The organism is Hydrogenophaga sp. (genome assembly GCF_026125785.1).
Lineage (GTDB): Bacteria > Pseudomonadota > Gammaproteobacteria > Burkholderiales > Burkholderiaceae_C > Hydrogenophaga.
The window spans coordinates 67,135-86,562 of the sequence record NZ_JAHCKL010000012.1; the positions used below are offsets into that span (position 1 = coordinate 67,135).

Consider the following 19,428-nt stretch of genomic DNA (forward strand, 5'->3'; position numbering starts at 1 on the left):
TCTTACGCAGCGCCGATGTGGGGCACCAGGGCGCCGGGGTTCTGCCCTCCGCGCTGAGCCGCCGTGAACGCCAGCATGCGGTCGATCGGCAGACGGGCCCGCTCGATCAGCGCCGGATCCACGTGGATCTGGTTCAGGCCTTTCTCCAGCACCTGCGCCACACCGGCCAGGCCGTTCATGGCCATCCAGGGGCAGTGCGCGCAGCTCTTGCAGGTGGCGCTGTTGCCGGCGGTAGGCGCCTCGAAGAACACCTTGCCGGGGTTCTGCTGACGCAGCATGTGCATCATGCCGTTGTCGGTGGCGACGATGAACTCGGTGGCGTCCATCTCGCGCGCGGCCTTGAGGATGGCCGAGGTCGAGCCGACCGCGTCGGCCAACGCCACGACGTCGGCGGGACTCTCCGGATGAACCAGCACCTTGGCCTTGGGGTGCTCCTTGATGAGCGCTTCGAGTTCGAAGGCCTTGAACTCGTCGTGCACGATGCACGAGCCAGACCACATGACCATGTCGGCACCGGTTTCGCGCTGGATGTAGGCGCCCAGGTGCTTGTCCGGCGCCCAGAGGATCTTGTGCCCTTTGTCCTTGAGCGCGCGCACGATGTCCAGCGCGCAACTGGAGGTGACCAGCCAGTCGGAACGCGCCTTCACCGCCGCGCTGGTGTTCGCATACACCACCACCGTGCGGTCGGGGTGGGCGTCGCAGAAGGCACTGAATTCGTCGATCGGGCAGCCCAGGTCCAGCGAGCAGTTGGCGTCCAGGTCGGGCATGAGCACCGTCTTTTCCGGGCTCAGGATCTTGGCCGTCTCACCCATGAAGCGCACGCCGGAAACCACCAGGGTGGTGGCGGGATGGTCACGTCCGAAGCGCGCCATTTCGAGCGAATCGCTGACGATGCCGCCGGTCTCCACCGCGAGGTCCTGCAGGTCAGGGTGCACGTAGTAGTGCGACACCATCACCGCATTGCGTTGCTTGAGCAGTGCGCGGATGCGCTCCTTGAGTTCGGCCCGTTGCTTCGGACCGGGTTCCACCGGTACGCGCGCCCAGGCGTGCTGCGTCGGGCATGCAGGTTGTTCGTACTCGACGTCGATCACGTCGCTGGCTGCCGTGGGGTTCATCTTGTTTTGCCTCCGAAGAAAACGCACCTCGGGCTCAAATGGCCTCGAAGCGCATGGAGAAGTCGGTGGCCTTGACGTCCTTGGTCAGGCTCCCGATGGAAATGCGGTCGACCCCGGTTTCCGCAAGGGCCCGGACCGTCTGCAGGTTCACGCCGCCGGAGATCTCCAGCACCGCACGCCCGGCGTTGCGGTGCACCGCCTCGCGCAGGTCCGCTGGCGCCATGTTGTCCAGCAGCACCATGGTCGCCCCATGCGCGAGCGCTTCCTCCAGCTGGGCCAGCGTCTCCACCTCGATTTCCACGAAGCGGGCCGCAGGCGCGGTGTCGCGCACACGCTGCAGCACCTGGGCCACGCCACCCGCGGCGGCAATGTGGTTTTCCTTGATGAGCACGGCGTCGTACAGACCGATGCGGTGGTTGACACCGCCACCGGTCTTCACGGCGTACTTCTGGGCCAGCCGCAGGCCCGGCAGGGTCTTGCGCGTGTCCACGATCTGAGCGCGGGTGCCGGCCACGGCATCGACAAAGCTCGCGGTGCGCGTGGCCACGGCAGAGAGCAACTGCAGGAAATTGAGCGCGGTACGTTCGGCCGTGAGCAGCGGCTGGGCCAGGCCCTCGATGCTGAGCACCACCTGGTCGGCAGCACAGCGGGTACCTTCGGCCACATGCCATTGCAGGCGCGCCCGCGGGTCCAGGGCCAGCACCGCCGCCTCCACCCACGGCGATCCGCAGATGACCGCGGATTCGCGCGCCAGGATGCGCGCGCGCGCTGGCCGCGCCGCATTCACCAGCGCCGCCGTCAGATCGCCACCGCCGACGTCTTCGGCGAGCGCCCGGGCCACATCGGCCCGGGCCAGTTCGCGGATGTCTTCGGAGCTGAATTCAGAGAAATGTTTCATGGGCCGCAAGCATACCGGGATGGTCTATAGTCCCCCCCATTCTGACCGACCCCCCGCCATTGCGCGGACCACGCACATGAGCACCCCCACTTCCCCCACGCCCATGGCCACGCCCTACGGCACGCTGCCTGCGGCATCCCCCCTGCCGCAACGCAAGCCGGTGAGCCTGCCGCGCCTGGCGGAACTGCGCGAACGCGGCGAGAAAATCACCATGCTCACAGCCTACGACGCCACCTTCGCCGCGGTGGCCGATGCGGCCGGCGTGGAGTGCATCCTGGTTGGCGATTCGCTGGGCATGGTCTGCCAGGGTCTGGCCAGCACCGCAGGCGTGACACTGGAAACCATGGCCTACCACGTGGAAAGCGTGGCACGCGGCCTGCGCCGCGTGCAAGGCACCGCCTGGCTGCTGGGGGATCTGCCCTTTGGCAGCTACCACGAGTCCAAAGAGCAGGCGATGCGCAACGCGGCCAAGCTGGTGCACGCGGGCGCGCACATGATCAAGCTCGAGGGCGGCGGCTGGACCGCCGAGACCGTGCGCTTCCTGGTCGAACGCGGCATACCCGTCTGTGCCCACCTGGGCCTCACGCCCCAGACCGTGCATGCGCTGGGCGGCTACCGGGTGCAGGGCCGCGACGAAACCGCCGCGCTCACGCTCAAGCGCCAAGCCCTCGAGCTGCAGGACGCGGGCGCCACGATGCTGGTGCTGGAGATGGTGCCAGCGGCGCTCGCCACGGAGATCACCCAGCAACTCAGGCACTGCCACACCATCGGCATTGGCGCGGGCAAGGGCACCGCCGGGCAGGTCCTCGTGATGCACGACATGCTGGGCATCAACCTCGGCAAGAACCCCAAGTTCGTGCGCAACTTCATGGAAGGTGCCAACAGCGTGCGCGATGCCATGGCCGCCTACGTGGCTGCCGTCAAGAACGGCAGTTTCCCGGACGACGCCCTGCACGCCTGGTAAACCGGAGGTTCCGCGCCAGGCGGTTGTCGTTCGGTGCGGCGTCCTCGCTCCATGCCCATCACCCCACATCATGAAACTCGTTCACACCATCGAGGCGTTGCGCGCCGCGCTGCGGGCCTACGACGCACCCACCCTCGTGCCCACCATGGGCAACCTGCATGAAGGCCACCTGAACCTGATCCGCGCCGCCCGGCCGCTGGGCGACGTCACCGTGGCCAGCATCTTCGTCAACCGGTTGCAGTTCGCACCGCACGAGGATTTCGACACCTACCCACGCACCTTGCAGGCCGACTGCGACAAGCTCGCGGCAGAAGGCTGCGACGTGGTGTTCGCGCCGTCGGAAAAAGAGATGTATCCCGAACCCCAGGGATTCAAGGTCCAGCCTCCGCCGGAGATCGCCGACATCCTGGAGGGACATTTCCGCCCCGGCTTCTTCACTGGCGTGTGTACCGTGGTGATGAAGCTCTTCCAGTGTGTGCTCAGCGAAGCCAAGGGGCCGCGCCACGCGGTCTTCGGACAGAAGGACTACCAGCAACAGATGGTGATCCGGCGCATGGTGCAGCAGTTCGCGTTGCCCATCAACGTCGTGAGCGTGCCCACGCAGCGCGCCGAGGACGGTCTCGCGCTGAGCTCACGCAATGGCTACCTGAGCGAAGCCGAGCGCACCGAAGCGGTCCAGCTTTCGCTGGCGCTGCGCGCGCTGGGACGCGATGCCCTGGCGGCCGCGGATGGCCTGTCTCGCCACCTCCCCGGACTGGAGGCGCGCGCCTTGCAAGCGCTGGCCGCACGCGGGTGGCAGCCCGACTACCTCACCGTGCGCCGCCGCACCGACCTCCAGCCGCCTCAGGCAGGTGACGCACTGGTCGTGCTCGGCGCGGCCCGCCTCGGCAAGACGCGCCTCATCGACAACTTCGAAATCTAGCTGCGCAAACCTCCGCGCCGCATTTCGCACGCCTTCCCGGACATTGTCTCCAGAGCCAATGCCGGACCTGCGGCGTTCTCTCTGGCTGGAACGGGTGGTTCGCAGACTCCAGAGGGCTTCCCGGCCTACTGCGCTTCCTGCTTGGGATCCCGCCCCATCAGAGCGGCCACGGCCTGTGCGGGCTTCAACCTGCCCTCCAGAAGTGCCACAACGGCCTCGCTGATGGGCATGTCCACGCCCAGCAAGCGCGCCCGCTGCACCACGGTCTGCGCGCTGTAGACCCCTTCCGCCACGTGGCCCAGCGACGCCAGCGCCTCCTGCAAACCCAGGCCTTGCGCCAGCAGCTGGCCGACCTTGCGGTTGCGAGACAGGTCGCCGGTCGCCGTCAGCACCAGATCCCCCAGACCGGAGAGCCCCATGAAGGTCTCGGTGCGGGCACCCAGCGCCACACCCAGGCGGGTCATCTCGGCCAGGCCGCGCGTGATGAGCGCGGCGCGCGCATTCAGGCCCAGCGCCAGGCCATCGCACAGGCCGGTGGCGATGGCCAGCACGTTTTTCACCGCTCCGCCCACCTCCACGCCCACGATGTCCTCGTTGGCGTAGACGCGCAGGCTGGAACTGTGAAACGCCGCCACCAGCACATCGCGCACACAGGCGAACTCGCTCGCCGCCACCAGGGCCGTCGGCTGGCCGCGGGCCACTTCCTGCGCGAAGCTCGGCCCGCTGAGCACCCCGGCCTTGAGCCGAGGCGCCACCTGCTGCTGGATCTCGTGTCCCATCAGGCCAGACCCCCAGGCGGGGTCCTGCGGGGCCTCCAGGCCCTTGCACAGCCAGGCCACTGGGGACGTATGTTCCGCCAGTTGCGTCAGCAGGCCGCGCAAGCCGGCCATCGGCGTCCCCAATACGACGAGGTCGGCGGACCACAAGGTCGCCCCCAACCCATCCAGTGGACCATCCAGGACGTCAAGCGCGGGCGTCAGCACCACGCCCGGCAGGTAGCGCTGGTTCTCGCGCCGCTCACGCATGTCGCGCGCCTGCTGCGGGTCGCGCGCCCACAGGCTGACCTGGCGAAATGCCCCGTCCTGCGCGGCGGCGCTGACCGCCAGGGCTGTGCCCCAGGCGCCCGCGCCAAGCACGATGATGTTCATCGGGCCTGCGGTCCGTCCGCTGTGCTTACTGCGTAACGATGCGCGGTGCGTCCTGCTCCGCCTGGGCCTGTTGCTGTTCGTACATGGCCTGGAAATTGATCTCGGCCAGATGCACGGGCGGGAAGCCGGCGCGCTGCACGATGTCGGCCACGTTGCCGCGAAGGTAGGGGTAGACGATCTGCGGGCAGGCGATGCCCATGATCGGACCCATCTGCTCCTGCGGCAGGTTGCGGATCTCGAAAATGCCGGCCTGCTTGGCCTCGACCAGGAACACCGTCTTGTCCTTGATCTTGGTGGTCACGGTGGCGGTCACACTGACCTCGAACACACCATCGGCCACGGGGCTGGCTTCCACACCCAGCTGAATGTCCACCGAGGGCTGCTCCTGCTCCAGCAGGATGGCCGGCGAATTGGGCTGCTCCAGCGAAGCCTCCTTGAGGTAGACGCGCTGGATCTGAAAGGTCGGTTCCTGGTTTTCTGCCATGGTGTGTCTCGGAAAAAGGGCAAACGCAAACCCGCCGGGGATGGCTTCTCCCACAGCGGGCGAAAAGCGGATTATGTCAGCCCGGCCCAGGCCGGGCCTTCACTGGCGGGAGGGTCAGGCCTGCAGCAGCGGCATCAAGCCGCCCTGGCCATCGAGCGCATGCAGATCGTCGCAGCCCCCCACGTGGGTGTCGCCGATGAAGATCTGGGGCACGCTGGTCCGGCCGGTCAGCCGCGTCATCTGCGAACGCAGCTCGGGCTGTCCATCGACATAGATCTCCTCCATGTCCACCACGCCCCTGCGTTCGAGCAAGGACTTGGCCCGGCTGCAATACGGGCAATAGGCGCTGGTGAACATCTTGACTTTGGCCATGGAAGGATCCTGCAAACCGGGAAGCGGCAGATGATCAGTCTTTTTCGACCGGCAGGTTGGCCGCCCGCCAGGCACCCATGCCACCCGAGAGGGATTGCGCGTCCGCATAGCCGAGTTTGCGGGCGATGGCCACGGCACGGTTGGCCCGTGCGCCGCTGGCGCACACCATGACGATGGGCATCGCCTTGTTCTTGACGACACCCGGGAGCTTGGCTTCCAGTTCGCCCAGCGGCAGGTTCTTCGCGCCTTTGACGTGCCCGGCGGCGAACTCGCCCGGCTCGCAGACGTCCACCACCACCGCCTTGTCGTGGTTCATGCGTTGCACCGCCTGCGCAGCATTGAGCGTGCCGGCGCGACCACCAGCAGCCACCGCCGGCCACACCAGCATGGCGCCGGCGGTGAATGCCACGGCGATAAGAATCCAGTTTTCGATGAAGAAACTCACTGAGACACCTTTCGAGTAAGCGAGGGATTTTAGAATGCTTGCCTGCGCCTTGCCCTGCCAGTCCCCGCGCAAACTTTCCGGACACCGTCCGGCCGCCCCCGGGCGTCGTCCGCCCGTCCTTGACCACCCTCCTTCAATTCCGCACCCGTCCCATGTACAAACTCGTGCTGATCCGCCACGGTGAATCCACCTGGAACCTTGAAAACCGCTTCACTGGCTGGACGGACGTCGATCTCACGCCGGTCGGTCTGAACCAAGCCGTCGCCGCCGGTCGCCTGCTCAAGGCCGAGGGATATGACTTCGACCTCGCCTACACCAGCGTCCTCAAGCGCGCCACCCGCACCCTCTGGCACGTGCTGGACGAGATGGACCGCACCTGGCTGCCGGTCGTGCACAGCTGGCGCCTCAACGAGCGCCATTACGGTGCGCTCCAGGGGTTGAACAAAGCCGACATGGCCCGCCAGTACGGCGATGAACAGGTGCTGGTCTGGCGCCGCAGCTACGACACACCGCCACCCGCTCTCGAGCCGGGCGACCCCCGTTGCGAACGAGGCGATCGCCGCTACGACCGTCTCAAGCCGGAGGAGGTGCCGCTGACCGAGTGCCTCAAGGACACCGTGGCACGCGTCCTCCCGTTCTGGAACGAGGCCATGGCGCCCGCCATCCTCGGAGGCAAGCGCGTGGTGGTGGCGGCCCATGGCAACAGCATTCGGGCCTTGGTCAAGTACCTGGACGGCATTTCCGACTCGGACATCGTCGGTCTGAACATCCCCAACGGCATTCCGCTGGTCTACGAGCTCGGCCCCGACCTCAAGCCTTTGAAACGCTACTACCTGGGCGACGCCGAGGCGGCTGCGCGGGCGGCGGCCTCTGTGGCAGCCCAGGGCAAGGCCTGAGCGGGTGATCTGTCACGCCGGGGCCGGCGGCGCGATGCGTGGCCGGGGAACCGAAGCACGCCCGTCTCCTCCAAGGTGTATATTGGCCCGGCAGGGCCATGCCGGGCCCGCATGGGCGTCTTTCTGAGGTATTTCGATGGGAAAACAGGTGAGTCACAAGCTGAAGATTGCTGGCTGGGTGGCCATTGGCGCGGTGGCCGGCGCGTTGACCACGGTCCAGTTGCAGGCGGTCGCGCGCGGCACGCTCGCACCCCTGCCCCTGGAGGAACTGCAGCAACTCGCGGCGGTGTTCGGCATGGTCAAGACCGACTATGTCGAGCCAGTTGACGAGAAGAAGCTGATTTCCGACGCGATTTCGGGCATGGTCGCCAGCCTGGACCCGCACTCGCAATACTTCGACAAGAAGTCATTCAAGGAATTCCGCGAGGGCACCAGTGGGCGCTTCGTCGGCGTGGGCATCGAGATCACCATGGAGGATGGCTTGGTCAAGGTGGTCTCCCCGATCGAGGACTCACCCGCCTTCCGGGCCGGGCTCAAGACCGGCGACCTGATCACCAAGATCGACGACACCCTGGTCAAGGGCCTGACGATCAACGAGGCCGTCAAGCTCATGCGCGGCGAGCCCCGCACCAAGGTTCTGCTGACCATCTTCCGCAAGGACGAGGACCGCACCTTCCCCGTAACCATCACGCGCGAGGAGATCAAGACCCAGAGCGTGAAGTCCCGAGTGATCGAGCCAGGGTACGCCTGGGTGCGCGTCTCCCAGTTCCAGGAACGCACCATTGAGGATTTCGCCCGCAAGGTGGAAGACCTCTACAAGGCCGAACCGCAACTCAAGGGCCTGGTGCTGGATCTGCGCAACGACCCGGGCGGTCTGCTGGATGCAGCGGTGGCACTCTCCGCAGCCTTCCTGCCCGAGAACGTGACCGTGGTGTCCACCAACGGCCAGCTCGAGGACAGCAAGTTCGTCTACAAGGCCATTCCGCAGCACTACCTGCGCCGCGGCGGCACCGACCCCGTCAAGCGGTTGACCGAAAACACCAAGGGCGCGCTCAAACGCGTGCCGCTCGTGGTTCTGGTCAACGAGGGCTCCGCCTCGGCCAGCGAAATCGTGGCGGGCGCGCTGCAGGACCACAAGCGCGCCACCATCCTGGGCAGCCAGACGTTTGGCAAAGGCTCCGTTCAGACCGTGCGCCCGCTGGGCCCTGATACCGGCCTGAAGCTGACCACTGCGCGCTACTACACGCCTTCGGGCAACTCCATCCAGGCCAAAGGCATCGTGCCCGACGTGATGGTCGACGAAACGCCCGATGGCAACGTCTTCTCAGCCTTGCGCACCCGCGAAGCGGACCTGCAGAAACACCTGATGAACGGCAAGGAGAACGAAAACGCCCCCATGACGGACGCACGCCGCGCCGAAGAACAGCAGCGCGAGGAAGCACGCGAGGCGGCCCGCAAGCGCGTGGAGGAAGAAGCGCGCAAGAACCCCGGACAGCGCCTCGTCCCCGAGTTCGGTTCCGACAAGGATTTCCAGTTGCAGCAGGCACTCAACCAGCTCAAGGGCCAGCCCGTGCTGGTCAGCAAGTCGCTCGTTGTCCGCCCCGAAGAGAAGAAGGAAAACTGATCCTTCCGCTGCGGCCCGGCCCCCGGGCCCTGCTTTGAGCACGCCCGCCTTGGACGACGCCCAGCTCCTGCGCTATTCGCGCCACATCCTGCTCGACGAACTGGGTGTCGAAGGGCAGGAGAAGCTGCTGGCCTCGCATGCGCTGGTGATTGGCGCCGGTGGCCTGGGGTCACCCGTTGCGCTGTATCTGGGCAGCGCCGGCGTTGGCCGCATCACCGTGGTGGACCACGATGTGGTGGATGAGACGAACCTTCAGCGGCAGATCGCCCACAACCTCGCCCGAGTGGGCCAGCCCAAGGCTGAATCGGTGCGCGAGGCGATCACCGCCCTCAACCCCGATGTGCAGGTCACGCCGCTGGTACGGCGCGCCGACGATGCGTTGCTCGATGCGCTGGTACCGACCGCCGACGTGGTCCTGGACTGCACCGACCATTTCGCCATTCGGCACGCCATCAACCGCGCCTGCGTGAGGCACGGCCGGCCGCTGGTATCGGGCGCTGCCATCCGCATGGATGGGCAGCTCAGCGTCTACGACACGCGCGACCCTGCGCGGCCTTGCTACGCCTGCGTATTTCCGGAGGACGCCGGTCTGGAAGAGGCCCTGTGCGCCACCATGGGCGTTTTCGCGCCGCTGGTGGGCATCCTCGGCAGCATGCAGGCTGCCGAAGCCCTCAAGCTGCTTACCGGCCTGGGCTCACGCCTGAGTGGCCAGTTGCTGATGCTCGACGGGCGTGACATGGCCTTCCAGCAGATCGAGCTGCCGCGCAATCCCCATTGCGCGGTGTGCGCCTCCCGTCCCTGACCTGCGATCAGGGCCACGCGCAGGGCCCGTGGCGTCGGCGGAAATCGCGCGGCTGCTCGGCGGAGGTGTCGGCCACCACGCCCAGGCGGGCCCGGCGCGCGGCCTCTTCTTCGCGTCCATACGGCCCCGGACTGCGTCCCCAGCGGTACGACCAAGCCACCCCTTGCGACACCAGCCAGCCACCGATGTCATCCCCCTGGTGCCTCAGGCGCGCCAGGCCGCGTCCGTAGTCGTCATGGCGCCGCACGCGCACCTCGACCACCTGGTGCAGTACGCGGGCCGCCAGGACATCGCGAGCGGCCAGGCCACCCTCCTGGCAGATCTCCGGCGCGTCGATGCCGTCGATGCGCAGCTTGCGGTAGCGACCGCCCTCCAGGGGCTGGACCCAGAGGGTGTCGCCATCGAACACCCGGCTCACGCGCGCGGCGTACACGGCCTCGTCAGGCGCCTGGGCCACAGCCGGCACGAGCCAGCCGCATCCCAGCAACGCGAGCCCAGCGGTACGCAGCCAAGAGCAGCGCAAGGCGGTCAGCCTTTGCGGCCTCCCATGAGCAGCAGCACGCCGCCCACCACGATGGCGCCGACGCCGGCCCACACCGGTACGTTGATGGTTTCCTTTTCCTTCACCGTCACCTCAACCGGTCCGAGCTTCAGCGCCTGCGTGTCCTTGGTGTAGCTGAAGCTGCCATAGACCAGGCCGATGACGCCGGCCGCGATGAGGATGACGCCAACCAGCTTGGCAGTGTTCATGAAAAAGCCCCTTGTGTGATGTCGGCGCTTCGACGCGGCGCCACAGCCGATGATGCACCAAAACGGTTCAGCGGCGCGCGGCCAGGCGCTGGCGCAGCGCCTCGTGATCGGCCAGATTCAGACGACGCAGACGCTCCAGCGCCGCCTCCACCTCGGCGACCAGCGCGGCGGTGTCGGAGACCTTGATCGCCTCGATGCGCGACCGGATGTCCTGCAGCCGTTGCCGCGCGGCGCGACCGGCCTTCGTGCGCGGCGGCGTCTGCTCGGCGAGATCGAGCAGCAGCTCGGTGATCAGCCCGAGCTGGCGACCATAGGATGCCACCTCGAAGGCCTTGCGCTCGACCTCGCCATCGCCCGCGCCAGCCGGGATGGCGTCGAAGAACCACTGGGTCTGGGGTTCGATGCGCTGGGCAACGTCGCCGCTGAAAGGCAGCTGGACCTGCGGAGCCCAGAAAAACAGCCAGGGGAACATGGGCCTCTCCTGATGAAGTACCGGCACAGCTTACGCAGAATCGACCCGCCGCAGAACCCCCATCGGTGGGAGCGCGCCGACCTCAGGCCTGCAGAAGGCCGTCCAGCCGCCGCAACCCCGCCACGGTCTGTAGGCAGGCCTGGGCCGCCTCGGTGCCCTTCACCGCGAAGTGGCGCAGGAAATACTTGCGGTGTTCGGCATGCTCATGGAAGTGATGGGGTGTGAGCACCGCAGAGATCATCGGCACACCGGTGTCGAGTTGCACCTGCATGAGCGCCTGCACCACGGTCTGCGCCACGAAGTCGTGGCGGTAGATGCCGCCGTCGACCACCAGCGCGCTGCCGACCACCGCGGCGTAGCGGCCCGAGCGCGCCAGCCGCTGCGCATGCAACGGGATCTCGAAGGCGCCAGGCACATCGAAAACATCAATGGCACCCGCGTCGAAGCCGGCGCCCGCCATTTCGGCAAAGAAGGCGTCGCGCGCCTGGTGGACGATGTCGGCATGCCAGGAGGCTTCGACGAATGCAAAGCGCAACTCGCCCGGCAGGGAAGGAAGAAGGGAGGAAGGGTTTTCGGTCTGATTCATGGTGAACCTCTGCAGAGGGGGCCAAAAAATCAGGGCGCACAAGCACGCGTCCAGCCGCAGGCGCGCACGCCTGAGGGACACGGGCTCGCGCTCTCTTTCATCCGGACTCTGGGCCTGTTGCCAGGCACCTTACCGTCGGTCCCGGGATCTCACCGGGTCTGCTGACCCCACGATCCGGACAAACCGGCCGCGGGCGCTCGCGGCACTCGTGCGGTCGTGTCCACACGCCGCCATCACCGCCGGTGGGGAATCTCACCCCGCCCTGAGAACGCTGTGTCCGGCCACAGACCGGACGCCGCCATTCTAGGCGTGACCCCATGACCGCGCGGCATACGGGGCCATGCACGAGATCAGGCCGTCACGATCCAGCCTTCAAGAGGGTCGAAGGTGGGCAATCCCCAGCGGGGGTGACCCGCCTCGTGTTGGCGAAGTGCCCACGCGGCCTGCAGCAGGCAAAGCACGGCGTCCAGGCTGTCGCCGCTGGCATCGTCGGCCAGCGTATCGCGCTGACCATGGCTGAGCTTGAGCCGCAGGCCACTCGCCGCCAGCAAGGGCGCATCGCCGTTCTCCAGCGCATGGATGAGCGCGCGGCGGGCAATCAGCCGGTCCGGCGTCTGGCGAGCCCGGTCGTCGCTCTTGTACGACGTGCCACCCAGTACGCTGCGCGCGAGCAGGCCGGGGTAGGCTTCCAGCGCTATCCGAGCGCCGTCACCCGGAGACAGGCCAGGCAGGGTGACGCCCGCGGCCAGAAGGCCAGGCACGCCCGCATGCAGCATGAAGGCGACCGGCGGATTGACCCACTTCATGCTGGGGCTGGAGCCTGCGGGTCCGTCGGTGGCGCGGTGGGCAAACTTGCTGCCAACGGGCCGCGCATCGCAGAATGCCGCGAAGGTGTCCCGGATCGTTTCACGCGAGAGGCGGGTGTAGTGCGCGATGCAGTCGCCCCATGTGGTCGGCCAACCCAGGGCCGTGACCAGTTCGCGCGGCAGACCGAAGGGCAGATCGAAGCCGCCCACCCATCGCCCCGGCTCGGCAAGACGGGCGGTCCAGGCCGGCAGCGACTCGAAGCGCTCCAGGGCTTCCAGCATCACGCGACCACGGTCCACGCGGCCCACGGCCAGGGTGATGGGTTTGCGACGGCCCGGTGCGCTGGTGAAGTCGCAGCCCAGCAGGGTCCAGAACACGGCGGGTCAGGCGCGCCCGATGATGCTGGCGGTGGCCATCAGTTCTTCGAGCAGGGCAAGCGACACCTTGCCGGACACCGCATAGGGGTCGAATTCCGGGCGCTCCGAGTACTTCAGCACGATGGAGGTGTTGATCTTGGAGAGATTGACCTGACCCATGGTCCAGCCACCGAACCGGCGCTCGGTGATCTCTTCGTAGTGAAGCAGTTCCACGGCCGTGTGACGCGGATCGGCGACGATGTGGTTGTAGAGCGTATTCACCGCTCCACGCCCTCCCTCGATGGCCTGCAGGAACACGCCGCCGCCGTAGCAGAGCACTCCGGTGATGCCATTGCCCATGTTGTGCGTGCGAGACGCCTCCAGAATGGATTCGATGGCCTTGGCGTCCTTTTCGACCGCGCGGCTGACATAGAGCAGGCGTACCAGCATGGAAGGTCTTCTCGCGAGTGATTAAGGGAGAAATCTCAGCGGGGGATCAGCGAGAGGAATTCTCGCCGAAGGTTGGGGTCCTTGAGAAAGACGCCCCGCATGACCGAATTGATCATCTTGCTGTCCATGTCCTTCACGCCACGCCAGGCCATGCAGTAGTGGCTGGCCTCCATCACGATGGCCAGGCCGTCCGGCTGGGTCTTTTCCTGGATGAGGTCGGCGAGTTGCACCACCGCCTCCTCCTGGATCTGCGGACGCCCCATGATCCACTCGGCCAGGCGGGCGTACTTGGACAGTCCGATCACGTTGGTGTGCTCGTTGGGCATCACACCGATCCAGATGCGTCCGATGACGGGGCAGAAGTGGTGGCTGCAGGCACTTCGCACCGTGATCGGTCCGACGATCATGAGCTCGTTGAGGTGCTCGGCATTGGGGAACTCGGTGACCGTGGGAGCCGTGACATAGCGCCCGTTGAAAACCTCCTTGAGGTACATCTTGGCCACGCGGCGCGCCGTGTCTGCGGTGTTGTGGTCATTCTCCGTGTCGATGACCATGGCGTCGAGCACGCCCTGCATCTTGACCGTCACCTCATCCAGCAGTTGGTCGAGTTCGCCGGGCTGGATGAATTCGGCAATGTTGTCATTGGAGTGAAAGCGTCGGCGGGCGGCCAGAACGCGTTCGCGGATCTTGACGGAAACGGGCACGCCGATGTCGTCGTCTGGGGGGGCGGCGGTGGTCATGTCGGATTCGGCTTTCCTGAGCATGGCGGATGCTAACACCTGCCCCGCAGGCCTGCGGCACCAGGGGAAAAGCCAGGCCGAACGCCTGCTCAGTAGCGGTGACCAGTGACAAACAGCGTGGTGCGCATGATGCCGAAGGCCACCCTGTCGAGCAGGCGCTGGTACCAGGGACGGCCGAGCAGCGACTGGGCATCCACCTGTTGCCCGGCGCGCTGGAGAATGTCGTCCAGGCAGTTGTGCAGCATGTCTGAGAAACGCTGGTCGGTGGTCATCACATTGGCTTCCCGCGCCAGCAACAAGGACAGGGGATCGAGATTGGTCGAGCCCACGGTGGACCAGCGGCGGTCCACGACAGCCACCTTGGCATGCAGCGCGCTGGGTGCGTATTCGTGGATCTCGATACCCGCGGCCAGAAGGCGCCGATAGACAGGGCGCGCCGCGCGGTACTGCAGGAAGTGCTCGTACCTGCCCTGCAGCAGCAGCCGCACCCGCACGCCACGCGCAGCCGCCAGCATCAGGGCCTTGCGCAGCTTGCGACCGGGGATGAAATAGGCGTTGGCGATGACAATCTCGTCCCTGGCTGTGCCGATGGCCTTGAGGTAGGCGCGTTCGATGTCGTGGCGGTGGCTCACGTTGTCGCGCAGCAGCAGCGTGGCCCGTGCATCGTCCACCCCCAGCGGCCACGGGGGCGCATCGCCTTCATCCAGGTCCGATCCACGGCCCATGGCCGCTTCGGCACGCGCTTCGATGTTGTGCAGCAACCGGGAGAAATCACCGACCGGACGGGACTCGCGCAAGGCCTCCCAGGCAGCCTTGAACTCCCGCTGTCGGGCCTTGCGCGCAGCGCGCAAGCGCCACCAGAGCTGTTCCATGGTGTCCACCATGTCTTGCACCAGAGGGCCAGCCACGCGCAGCGAGAAGTCCAGCCGGGGAGCGGACAGATGGCCCAGCGCCACGTCTTCCTGGTCATCGATGAAATTGATGCCGCCACAGAAGCCCACCACGCCATCCACCACACAGAGCTTGCGGTGCAGGCGGCGCCAGCGGCTGGGCAGCAGCAGGCCCAGACGGCCCAGGGGGGCATATATCTGCAGGGTCACGCCGGCCCGGGCAAAACGTTCCTGCCATTCCGCCGGCACGGAGGGCGTCCCCACGCCGTCCACCACCAGCCGCACCACCACGCCCCGGCGTGCGGCCCGCTCCATGGCCTCGGCCACCGTGAGAGCCGAACCGGCGAACTCGAAGATGTAGGTTTCGACGTGGATGACCTGGCGTGCCGCATCCATGGCCTCCACCAATGCGGGGAAGAACGCCGCCCCCCCCTGCAGCAGCAGCAGTTGATGCCCCCGCCTCAGGATCCCGACCGTGGTGCGCGAGGCCTTGACCATGCGGGCAGGCGCGCTCATAGCTCCAGTTCGGCAATCAGGGGCAGGTGGTCCGACATGCGCGTCCAGGCCTTGCCGTGCGGCACATGGGCCGACACTCTGCGCAGGCCGCGCACGAAAATGCGGTCCAGGTGCAGCAGCGGCAGGCGCGAGGGATAGGTCGGCAACCGGATGTCCTCGAAGGTGCGCAGCCCCAGATGGGCCATGGGCTTGAGCAGTTGAGCGCCCCAGTCATTGAAGTCGCCAGCCACGATCAGGGGCGCGCCTTCGGGCACCTCCACCTCGATGTACTGGCCCAGCCGCTGCACCTGCCGCTCCCGGCTGGCCTGGATCAGCCCCAGGTGCACCACCACCACGTGCACCTCGGACCCATCGACGAACAAGCGCACGTGCAGCAGGCCCCGCTGCTCGAACCGGTGGTCCGACACATCGGAGTGCTTGCTGTCGATGACCGGCCAGCGCGAGAGCAAGGCATTGCCGTGCTCGCCGTGCCGGGTGATGGCATTCGTGCGGTAAACCGACTCGTAGCCTTCGGGCGAGAGGTAACCCGCCTGGTCCAGGTCCGGCCAGCGGGTGAACTGCTTCTCCAGCTTGCGGTGATGCCGGCGCACCTCCTGCAAGCAGACGATGTCGGCGTCGAACTGCTCGACCGCATGCGCCAGGTTGTGTATTTCCAACCGGCGTGCGGGCCCCAGGCCCTGCACACCTTTGTGGATGTTGTACGTGGCGACACGCAGGATGCTCATGGGCACAAATGATGCCATCAACGCGCCTGGTCGACGGCTGCACGGGCGAAGAGTCGCGGCAGCCAGGAGATGGCCTCTGCGTTGGAGGGCGAAAAACACCGATCGACCGCATCGATCCAGGGCAGCCAGATCTGGTCGCGGTGTTCACGCGGATTCAGGGTCACCGCAACGGCATGAGGGATGCACAGACCGAACACGTGTTCGGTGTTGTGGACAACCCCTGGCGCGTAGCGGTGGCGCCACTGCGGGTAGATTTCATAGACGTTTTCCAGACCCCAATCCGTCAGCAGGTGGCCGGCGGCACGGGCATCGAGGCCAGTTTCCTCGTGCACTTCGCGCACGGCGGTCGCCTCAAAGCTCTCGGATTCGTGGTCCTTGGAGCCGGTGACCGACTGCCAGAAGCCGGGCGCGTCGGCGCGCTCGATGAGCAGCACCTCCAGCGCCGGTGTATGGATCACCACCAGCACCGATCGGGGAATCTTCACGGTCGCTTCAGCGGGGAGGTTGCCCACCCGCCGCCGCGGCCCGCATGCGCTGCCACAGCTTCCAGGCCGACCAAGCCCGCAGACCCAGGTTGATCGCGCGGCGCGGACGCCATACGGCCAAGGCTGCGGAGCCCGCCACGGCCGCCAGCGGATGCGCGCGCAGCCAATACCACGCGTCCTGCAGGCGATCCGCCCAGGACAGGGCCGGCTGCACCACCTGCAGCTCGGCCGACATCCGGTCACGCAGATGCGTCGAGCGCTGCAGCAGGCGTTCGCGCCGCCGGGCCAGCAGGCGCGCGCGCTGGTTCATGCGTCTCCCCCGCCAGCACGCAGGGCCTCTCGGTCCTGCTTGAGTTCCTCGACACTGGCAGAGAAAAGGCGCGTCCCCGAGCGAACGCGCTCACGCGCCAACCAGGCGGCCAGCCCTCCGAGACCCAGAAAGAGGCCCGTGAAGATGGCCAAGGACAGCAGGCGATGGGTGTCCCAGAGCATCACCGTGATCAGGATGGCCAGCAGCACCACGCCAATGCTGAGAAAAGCCACCGCGACGGCGCCGTACACGAGCAAGGCACCGACGCGCAACACCTCCTCCTGTGCCTCGATGCTGAGCAGTTCCAGGCGAACCTGGAGCAGCTCAAGCACAGTGGATGCGAGGCCTCGCAAAGAGGCCGAAAAGCGCGGGGGGCCTGCCATGGAAGCGACGTCGGATCAGCGGCGACCGATCAACAGCCCGATCACCAGGCCAACACCGGCGGCCGCACCGATAGCGGACCATGGGTGCTCGTGAACGTAGTCGTCGGTGGCGCGGGCCACTTCGCGGGTTTTTTCCCGGATCGCGGCTTCGGCATCGGCCAGACGGTGGCGGGCCTCGCGCAGGTTTTCATTGATCCGGTCACGCAGTTCGGCCACCTTGCCCTCGGTCTGGTTGGCGGTGGCCTGCATGAGTTCTTCGGCGTCTGCAATCACGCGCTGAAGGTCGGCCACCAGCTTGTCCTTGTCGGCGAGGGTGTCTTGACGGGTCTTTGGCATGGGGGACTCCTTTCAAAAGTCCATCGTAACAAAGACGGGCAATTGATGAAAAATACCGCCAGATAACCGCACAAAACGGTTTGAAACAAAAAAGGGCGCCTTCGGCGCCCTCGGAGAACAGGCCTTGGCCTCAGGCCGCCTTGCCCGCCACCGCCGGGTTGCGCAGGCGGATATGCAGCTCGCGCAGCTGCTTCTCGTCCACCGGGCCGGGCGCCTGGGTCAGCAGATCCTGGGCGCGCTGCGTCTTGGGGAAGGCAATCACGTCGCGGATCGATTCGGCCCCGGTCATGAGGGTGATCAACCGATCCAGGCCAAATGCCAAGCCTCCGTGCGGGGGGGCGCCGTACTGCAGGGCATCGAGCAGGTAGCCAAACTTGGCACGCGCGTCTTCGGGCGAAATCTTCAGCGCAGAGAACACCTTGCTCTGCACGTCGGCGCGGTGGATACGCACCGAGCCGCCGCCCAGTTCCCAGCCGTTGAGCACCATGTCGTAGGCTTTGGCCAGGCATTGGCCCGGGTCGGTCACCATGAGCTCCTCGTGGCCATCCTTGGGGCTGGTGAAGGGGTGGTGCACCGCCACCCAACGGTCCTCCTCCTCGTCGTGCTCGAACATGGGGAAGTCCACCACCCACAACGGCGCCCAGCGGTTCTCGAACAGGCCCGCCGCCTTGCCGAATTCGCTGCGGCCGACCTTGAGACGCAAGGCCCCTATGGCATCGTTGACGATCTTGGTCTTGTCTGCGCCAAAGAACAGCAGGTCACCGTCTTGAGCTCCCGTGCGCTTGAGGATTTCAGCGATCGCGGCGTCGTGCAGGTTCTTCACGATGGGCGACTGCAGGCCATCGCGCCCCTTGGCCACCTCGTTGACCTTGATCCAGGCCAGGCCCTTGGCGCCGTAGATCTTGACGAACTCGGTGTACTGGTCGATCTCGCCGCGGCTGATGGCACTGCCACCCGGCACACGCAGCGCCACGACACGGCCACCGGGGGTGGTGGCCGGTACCGAGAACACCTTGAAGTCCACGTCCCGCATGGCATCGGTGAGTTCGGTGAACTCCAGCTTGACGCGCAGGTCGGGCTTGTCGGACCCGAAGCGGTAGGCGGCTTCCTGGTAGGTCATGAGCGGGAACTGCCCCAGGTCCACACCCAGTTGCGTCTGGAAGACCTCGGTGATCATGCGCTCGAAGATCGCGCGGATCTCCTCTTCGTTCAGGAACGACGTCTCGCAGTCGATCTGGGTGAACTCCGGCTGGCGGTCGGCGCGCAGGTCCTCGTCGCGGAAGCACTTGGTGATCTGGTAGTAGCGGTCGTAGCCCGCCACCATCAGCATCTGCTTGTAAAGCTGGGGCGACTGCGGCAGCGCGTAGAACTGGCCATCGTGCACGCGGCTGGGCACCAGGTAGTCGCGCGCGCCTTCGGGCGTGCTCTTGCCCAGCATGGGGGTCTCGATGTCGACAAAGCCTTCCTTGTCCAGGAAGTTGCGCACCTGAATGGCGGTCTTGTAGCGCAGCATCATGTTGTGCTGCATGGCGGGGCGCCGCAGATCCAGCACCCGGTGGGTCAGGCGCGTGGTCTCCGAGAGGTTCTCATCGTCCAGTTGGAACGGTGGGGTGACCGAGGGGTTGAGCACCTGCAGTTCCTGGCACAACACCTCGATCTGGCCGCTCTTGAGCTTGTCGTTGGTGGTTCCCTCCGGACGGGCACGCACGAGGCCCGTGACCTGCACGCAAAACTCGTTGCGCACGTCCTCGGCGGTCTTGAACATCTCGGCGCGATCGGGATCGCAGACCACCTGCACATAGCCTTCGCGGTCACGCAGGTCGATGAAGATCACCCCGCCATGGTCGCGCCGGCGATTCACCCAGCCGCAGAGCTTGACGGTTTCACCCAGCAGGGCTTCGGTCACCAGACCGCAATAGTGGGAACGCATGGCCATTTTGGTTTCGACTTTC

General features: G+C 66.4%; 25 protein-coding genes and 1 riboswitch. Of the genes, 5 read left to right on the plus strand and 20 right to left on the minus strand.

Translation table 11 applies throughout. The features are described from left to right. Positions 1 to 2: 2 nt before the first annotated feature. The gene (gene nadA, locus KIT53_RS12785) at positions 3 to 1,115 is read right to left on the minus strand and encodes a quinolinate synthase NadA (protein ID WP_297752969.1); all 1,113 of its coding nucleotides are present in this window, start codon (positions 1,113 to 1,115) and stop codon (positions 3 to 5) included. Between the two features lie 34 nt (positions 1,116 to 1,149). Then, a complete protein-coding gene (gene nadC / locus KIT53_RS12790) occupies positions 1,150 to 2,013 on the minus strand; it encodes a carboxylating nicotinate-nucleotide diphosphorylase (RefSeq protein ID WP_297752971.1) in 864 nt (287 codons plus the stop codon). A 76-nt stretch (positions 2,014 to 2,089) separates the two neighbouring features. Here nadC and panB point away from each other — a divergent pair, with 76 nt between their 5' ends. Next, complete coding sequence (gene panB / locus KIT53_RS12795) at positions 2,090 to 2,977, plus strand: 3-methyl-2-oxobutanoate hydroxymethyltransferase (RefSeq protein WP_297752973.1); 888 nt, start codon at positions 2,090 to 2,092, stop codon at positions 2,975 to 2,977. Positions 2,978 to 3,047: 70 nt separating this feature from the next. Beyond that, a complete protein-coding gene (gene panC, locus KIT53_RS12800) occupies positions 3,048 to 3,899 on the plus strand; it encodes a pantoate--beta-alanine ligase (protein WP_297752975.1) in 852 nt (283 codons plus the stop codon). A 125-nt stretch (positions 3,900 to 4,024) separates the two neighbouring features. Here the strand turns inward: panC and KIT53_RS12805 are convergent, their stop codons facing one another. The 4 genes from KIT53_RS12805 to KIT53_RS12820 all read right to left on the minus strand — a co-directional run bounded on the left by KIT53_RS12805 (position 4,025) and on the right by KIT53_RS12820 (position 6,348). Next, positions 4,025 to 5,047 (minus strand): NAD(P)H-dependent glycerol-3-phosphate dehydrogenase, encoded by a 1,023-nt coding sequence (locus KIT53_RS12805; protein ID WP_297752977.1) that lies wholly within the window; start codon positions 5,045 to 5,047, stop codon positions 4,025 to 4,027. A gap of 25 nt (positions 5,048 to 5,072) precedes the next feature. Beyond that, positions 5,073 to 5,531: a protein-export chaperone SecB gene (gene secB, locus KIT53_RS12810; protein WP_297752979.1), complete on the minus strand. Its 459-nt coding sequence runs from the start codon at positions 5,529 to 5,531 to the stop codon at positions 5,073 to 5,075. 114 nt (positions 5,532 to 5,645) lie between these two features. Then, the gene (grxC, locus tag KIT53_RS12815; protein ID WP_297752981.1) at positions 5,646 to 5,903 is read right to left on the minus strand and encodes a glutaredoxin 3; all 258 of its coding nucleotides are present in this window, start codon (positions 5,901 to 5,903) and stop codon (positions 5,646 to 5,648) included. A 34-nt stretch (positions 5,904 to 5,937) separates the two neighbouring features. Then, on the minus strand, positions 5,938 to 6,348 hold the full coding sequence (locus KIT53_RS12820) for a rhodanese-like domain-containing protein (RefSeq protein WP_297752983.1): 411 nt from the start codon (positions 6,346 to 6,348) through the stop codon (positions 5,938 to 5,940). Positions 6,349 to 6,500: 152 nt separating this feature from the next. Between KIT53_RS12820 and gpmA the strand changes: the two genes are divergently transcribed. The 3 genes from gpmA (at position 6,501) to KIT53_RS12835 (ending at position 9,670) form a co-directional block, all read left to right on the plus strand. Continuing rightward, positions 6,501 to 7,244, plus strand: coding sequence for a 2,3-diphosphoglycerate-dependent phosphoglycerate mutase (gene gpmA, locus KIT53_RS12825; protein ID WP_297752986.1), 744 nt, complete (start codon positions 6,501 to 6,503; stop codon positions 7,242 to 7,244). Positions 7,245 to 7,392: 148 nt separating this feature from the next. After that, entirely contained in the window at positions 7,393 to 8,868 is a 1,476-nt protein-coding gene (locus tag KIT53_RS12830) for a S41 family peptidase (protein WP_297752988.1), read from the plus strand. Between the two features lie 49 nt (positions 8,869 to 8,917). Beyond that, positions 8,918 to 9,670 carry a HesA/MoeB/ThiF family protein gene (locus KIT53_RS12835; protein ID WP_297752990.1) on the plus strand — a complete coding sequence of 251 codons (753 nt, stop codon included), beginning with the start codon at positions 8,918 to 8,920 and terminating at the stop codon, positions 9,668 to 9,670. Between the two features lie 7 nt (positions 9,671 to 9,677). On the opposite strand, the gene KIT53_RS12840 is transcribed toward KIT53_RS12835, so the two are convergent. From KIT53_RS12840 to aspS, 14 genes are all read right to left on the minus strand, one after another. Next, positions 9,678 to 10,136 (minus strand): thermonuclease family protein, encoded by a 459-nt coding sequence (locus KIT53_RS12840; protein WP_297752992.1) that lies wholly within the window; start codon positions 10,134 to 10,136, stop codon positions 9,678 to 9,680. Between the two features lie 62 nt (positions 10,137 to 10,198). Further along, positions 10,199 to 10,420 carry a hypothetical protein gene (locus tag KIT53_RS12845; RefSeq protein WP_297752994.1) on the minus strand — a complete coding sequence of 74 codons (222 nt, stop codon included), beginning with the start codon at positions 10,418 to 10,420 and terminating at the stop codon, positions 10,199 to 10,201. Positions 10,421 to 10,487: 67 nt separating this feature from the next. Further along, the gene (locus KIT53_RS12850; RefSeq protein ID WP_297752996.1) at positions 10,488 to 10,892 is read right to left on the minus strand and encodes a hypothetical protein; all 405 of its coding nucleotides are present in this window, start codon (positions 10,890 to 10,892) and stop codon (positions 10,488 to 10,490) included. 82 nt (positions 10,893 to 10,974) lie between these two features. Then, entirely contained in the window at positions 10,975 to 11,478 is a 504-nt protein-coding gene (locus KIT53_RS12855; RefSeq protein ID WP_297752998.1) for a 6,7-dimethyl-8-ribityllumazine synthase, read from the minus strand. An 85-nt stretch (positions 11,479 to 11,563) separates the two neighbouring features. Then, a riboswitch (FMN riboswitch) is annotated at positions 11,564 to 11,752 on the minus strand. A gap of 76 nt (positions 11,753 to 11,828) precedes the next feature. After that, positions 11,829 to 12,662 carry a DUF429 domain-containing protein gene (locus tag KIT53_RS12860; protein ID WP_297753000.1) on the minus strand — a complete coding sequence of 278 codons (834 nt, stop codon included), beginning with the start codon at positions 12,660 to 12,662 and terminating at the stop codon, positions 11,829 to 11,831. A gap of 6 nt (positions 12,663 to 12,668) precedes the next feature. Further along, positions 12,669 to 13,091 carry a BLUF domain-containing protein gene (locus tag KIT53_RS12865; protein ID WP_297753002.1) on the minus strand — a complete coding sequence of 141 codons (423 nt, stop codon included), beginning with the start codon at positions 13,089 to 13,091 and terminating at the stop codon, positions 12,669 to 12,671. A 35-nt stretch (positions 13,092 to 13,126) separates the two neighbouring features. Further along, the gene (gene folE, locus KIT53_RS12870) at positions 13,127 to 13,831 is read right to left on the minus strand and encodes a GTP cyclohydrolase I (protein WP_297753004.1); all 705 of its coding nucleotides are present in this window, start codon (positions 13,829 to 13,831) and stop codon (positions 13,127 to 13,129) included. An 89-nt stretch (positions 13,832 to 13,920) separates the two neighbouring features. After that, positions 13,921 to 15,237, minus strand: a complete 1,317-nt coding sequence (clsB, locus tag KIT53_RS12875; protein WP_297753006.1) for a cardiolipin synthase ClsB — start codon at positions 15,235 to 15,237, stop codon at positions 13,921 to 13,923. After that, positions 15,234 to 15,962: an endonuclease/exonuclease/phosphatase family protein gene (locus KIT53_RS12880; protein WP_297753031.1), complete on the minus strand. Its 729-nt coding sequence runs from the start codon at positions 15,960 to 15,962 to the stop codon at positions 15,234 to 15,236. The genes clsB and KIT53_RS12880 overlap by 4 nt, the downstream gene beginning before the upstream one ends. Before the next feature lie 17 nt (positions 15,963 to 15,979). Continuing rightward, positions 15,980 to 16,447 carry a dihydroneopterin triphosphate diphosphatase gene (gene nudB, locus KIT53_RS12885; RefSeq protein WP_297753033.1) on the minus strand — a complete coding sequence of 156 codons (468 nt, stop codon included), beginning with the start codon at positions 16,445 to 16,447 and terminating at the stop codon, positions 15,980 to 15,982. A gap of 7 nt (positions 16,448 to 16,454) precedes the next feature. Then, positions 16,455 to 16,757 carry a YqjK family protein gene (locus KIT53_RS12890; protein ID WP_297753035.1) on the minus strand — a complete coding sequence of 101 codons (303 nt, stop codon included), beginning with the start codon at positions 16,755 to 16,757 and terminating at the stop codon, positions 16,455 to 16,457. Continuing rightward, positions 16,754 to 17,140, minus strand: coding sequence for a phage holin family protein (locus KIT53_RS12895; protein ID WP_297753038.1), 387 nt, complete (start codon positions 17,138 to 17,140; stop codon positions 16,754 to 16,756). Before KIT53_RS12895 ends, KIT53_RS12890 begins: the two co-directional genes overlap by 4 nt. Positions 17,141 to 17,155: 15 nt before the next feature. Continuing rightward, a complete protein-coding gene (locus KIT53_RS12900) occupies positions 17,156 to 17,476 on the minus strand; it encodes a DUF883 family protein (protein ID WP_297753040.1) in 321 nt (106 codons plus the stop codon). Positions 17,477 to 17,606: 130 nt separating this feature from the next. Beyond that, positions 17,607 to 19,412: an aspartate--tRNA ligase gene (gene aspS / locus KIT53_RS12905; protein WP_297753042.1), complete on the minus strand. Its 1,806-nt coding sequence runs from the start codon at positions 19,410 to 19,412 to the stop codon at positions 17,607 to 17,609. Positions 19,413 to 19,428: the final 16 nt, after the last annotated feature.

What these genes read in the sequence shown, in the direction of transcription:
- nadA (WP_297752969.1), bottom strand. Translation starts at nt 1,115, where the DNA reads ATGAACCCCACGGCAGCCAGCGACGTGATCGACGTCGAGTACGAACAA.
- nadC (WP_297752971.1), bottom strand. Translation starts at nt 2,013, where the DNA reads ATGAAACATTTCTCTGAATTCAGCTCCGAAGACATCCGCGAACTGGCC.
- panB (WP_297752973.1), top strand. Translation starts at nt 2,090, where the DNA reads ATGAGCACCCCCACTTCCCCCACGCCCATGGCCACGCCCTACGGCACG.
- panC (WP_297752975.1), top strand. Translation starts at nt 3,048, where the DNA reads ATGAAACTCGTTCACACCATCGAGGCGTTGCGCGCCGCGCTGCGGGCC.
- KIT53_RS12805 (WP_297752977.1), bottom strand. Translation starts at nt 5,047, where the DNA reads ATGAACATCATCGTGCTTGGCGCGGGCGCCTGGGGCACAGCCCTGGCG.
- secB (WP_297752979.1), bottom strand. Translation starts at nt 5,531, where the DNA reads ATGGCAGAAAACCAGGAACCGACCTTTCAGATCCAGCGCGTCTACCTC.
- grxC (WP_297752981.1), bottom strand. Translation starts at nt 5,903, where the DNA reads ATGGCCAAAGTCAAGATGTTCACCAGCGCCTATTGCCCGTATTGCAGC.
- gpmA (WP_297752986.1), top strand. Translation starts at nt 6,501, where the DNA reads ATGTACAAACTCGTGCTGATCCGCCACGGTGAATCCACCTGGAACCTT.
- KIT53_RS12845 (WP_297752994.1), bottom strand. Translation starts at nt 10,420, where the DNA reads ATGAACACTGCCAAGCTGGTTGGCGTCATCCTCATCGCGGCCGGCGTC.
- KIT53_RS12850 (WP_297752996.1), bottom strand. Translation starts at nt 10,892, where the DNA reads ATGTTCCCCTGGCTGTTTTTCTGGGCTCCGCAGGTCCAGCTGCCTTTC.
- KIT53_RS12855 (WP_297752998.1), bottom strand. Translation starts at nt 11,478, where the DNA reads ATGAATCAGACCGAAAACCCTTCCTCCCTTCTTCCTTCCCTGCCGGGC.
- KIT53_RS12865 (WP_297753002.1), bottom strand. Translation starts at nt 13,091, where the DNA reads ATGCTGGTACGCCTGCTCTATGTCAGCCGCGCGGTCGAAAAGGACGCC.
- folE (WP_297753004.1), bottom strand. Translation starts at nt 13,831, where the DNA reads ATGACCACCGCCGCCCCCCCAGACGACGACATCGGCGTGCCCGTTTCC.
- clsB (WP_297753006.1), bottom strand. Translation starts at nt 15,237, where the DNA reads ATGAGCGCGCCTGCCCGCATGGTCAAGGCCTCGCGCACCACGGTCGGG.
- KIT53_RS12880 (WP_297753031.1), bottom strand. Translation starts at nt 15,962, where the DNA reads ATGAGCATCCTGCGTGTCGCCACGTACAACATCCACAAAGGTGTGCAG.
- KIT53_RS12890 (WP_297753035.1), bottom strand. Translation starts at nt 16,757, where the DNA reads ATGAACCAGCGCGCGCGCCTGCTGGCCCGGCGGCGCGAACGCCTGCTG.
- KIT53_RS12895 (WP_297753038.1), bottom strand. Translation starts at nt 17,140, where the DNA reads ATGGCAGGCCCCCCGCGCTTTTCGGCCTCTTTGCGAGGCCTCGCATCC.
- KIT53_RS12900 (WP_297753040.1), bottom strand. Translation starts at nt 17,476, where the DNA reads ATGCCAAAGACCCGTCAAGACACCCTCGCCGACAAGGACAAGCTGGTG.
- aspS (WP_297753042.1), bottom strand. Translation starts at nt 19,412, where the DNA reads ATGGCCATGCGTTCCCACTATTGCGGTCTGGTGACCGAAGCCCTGCTG.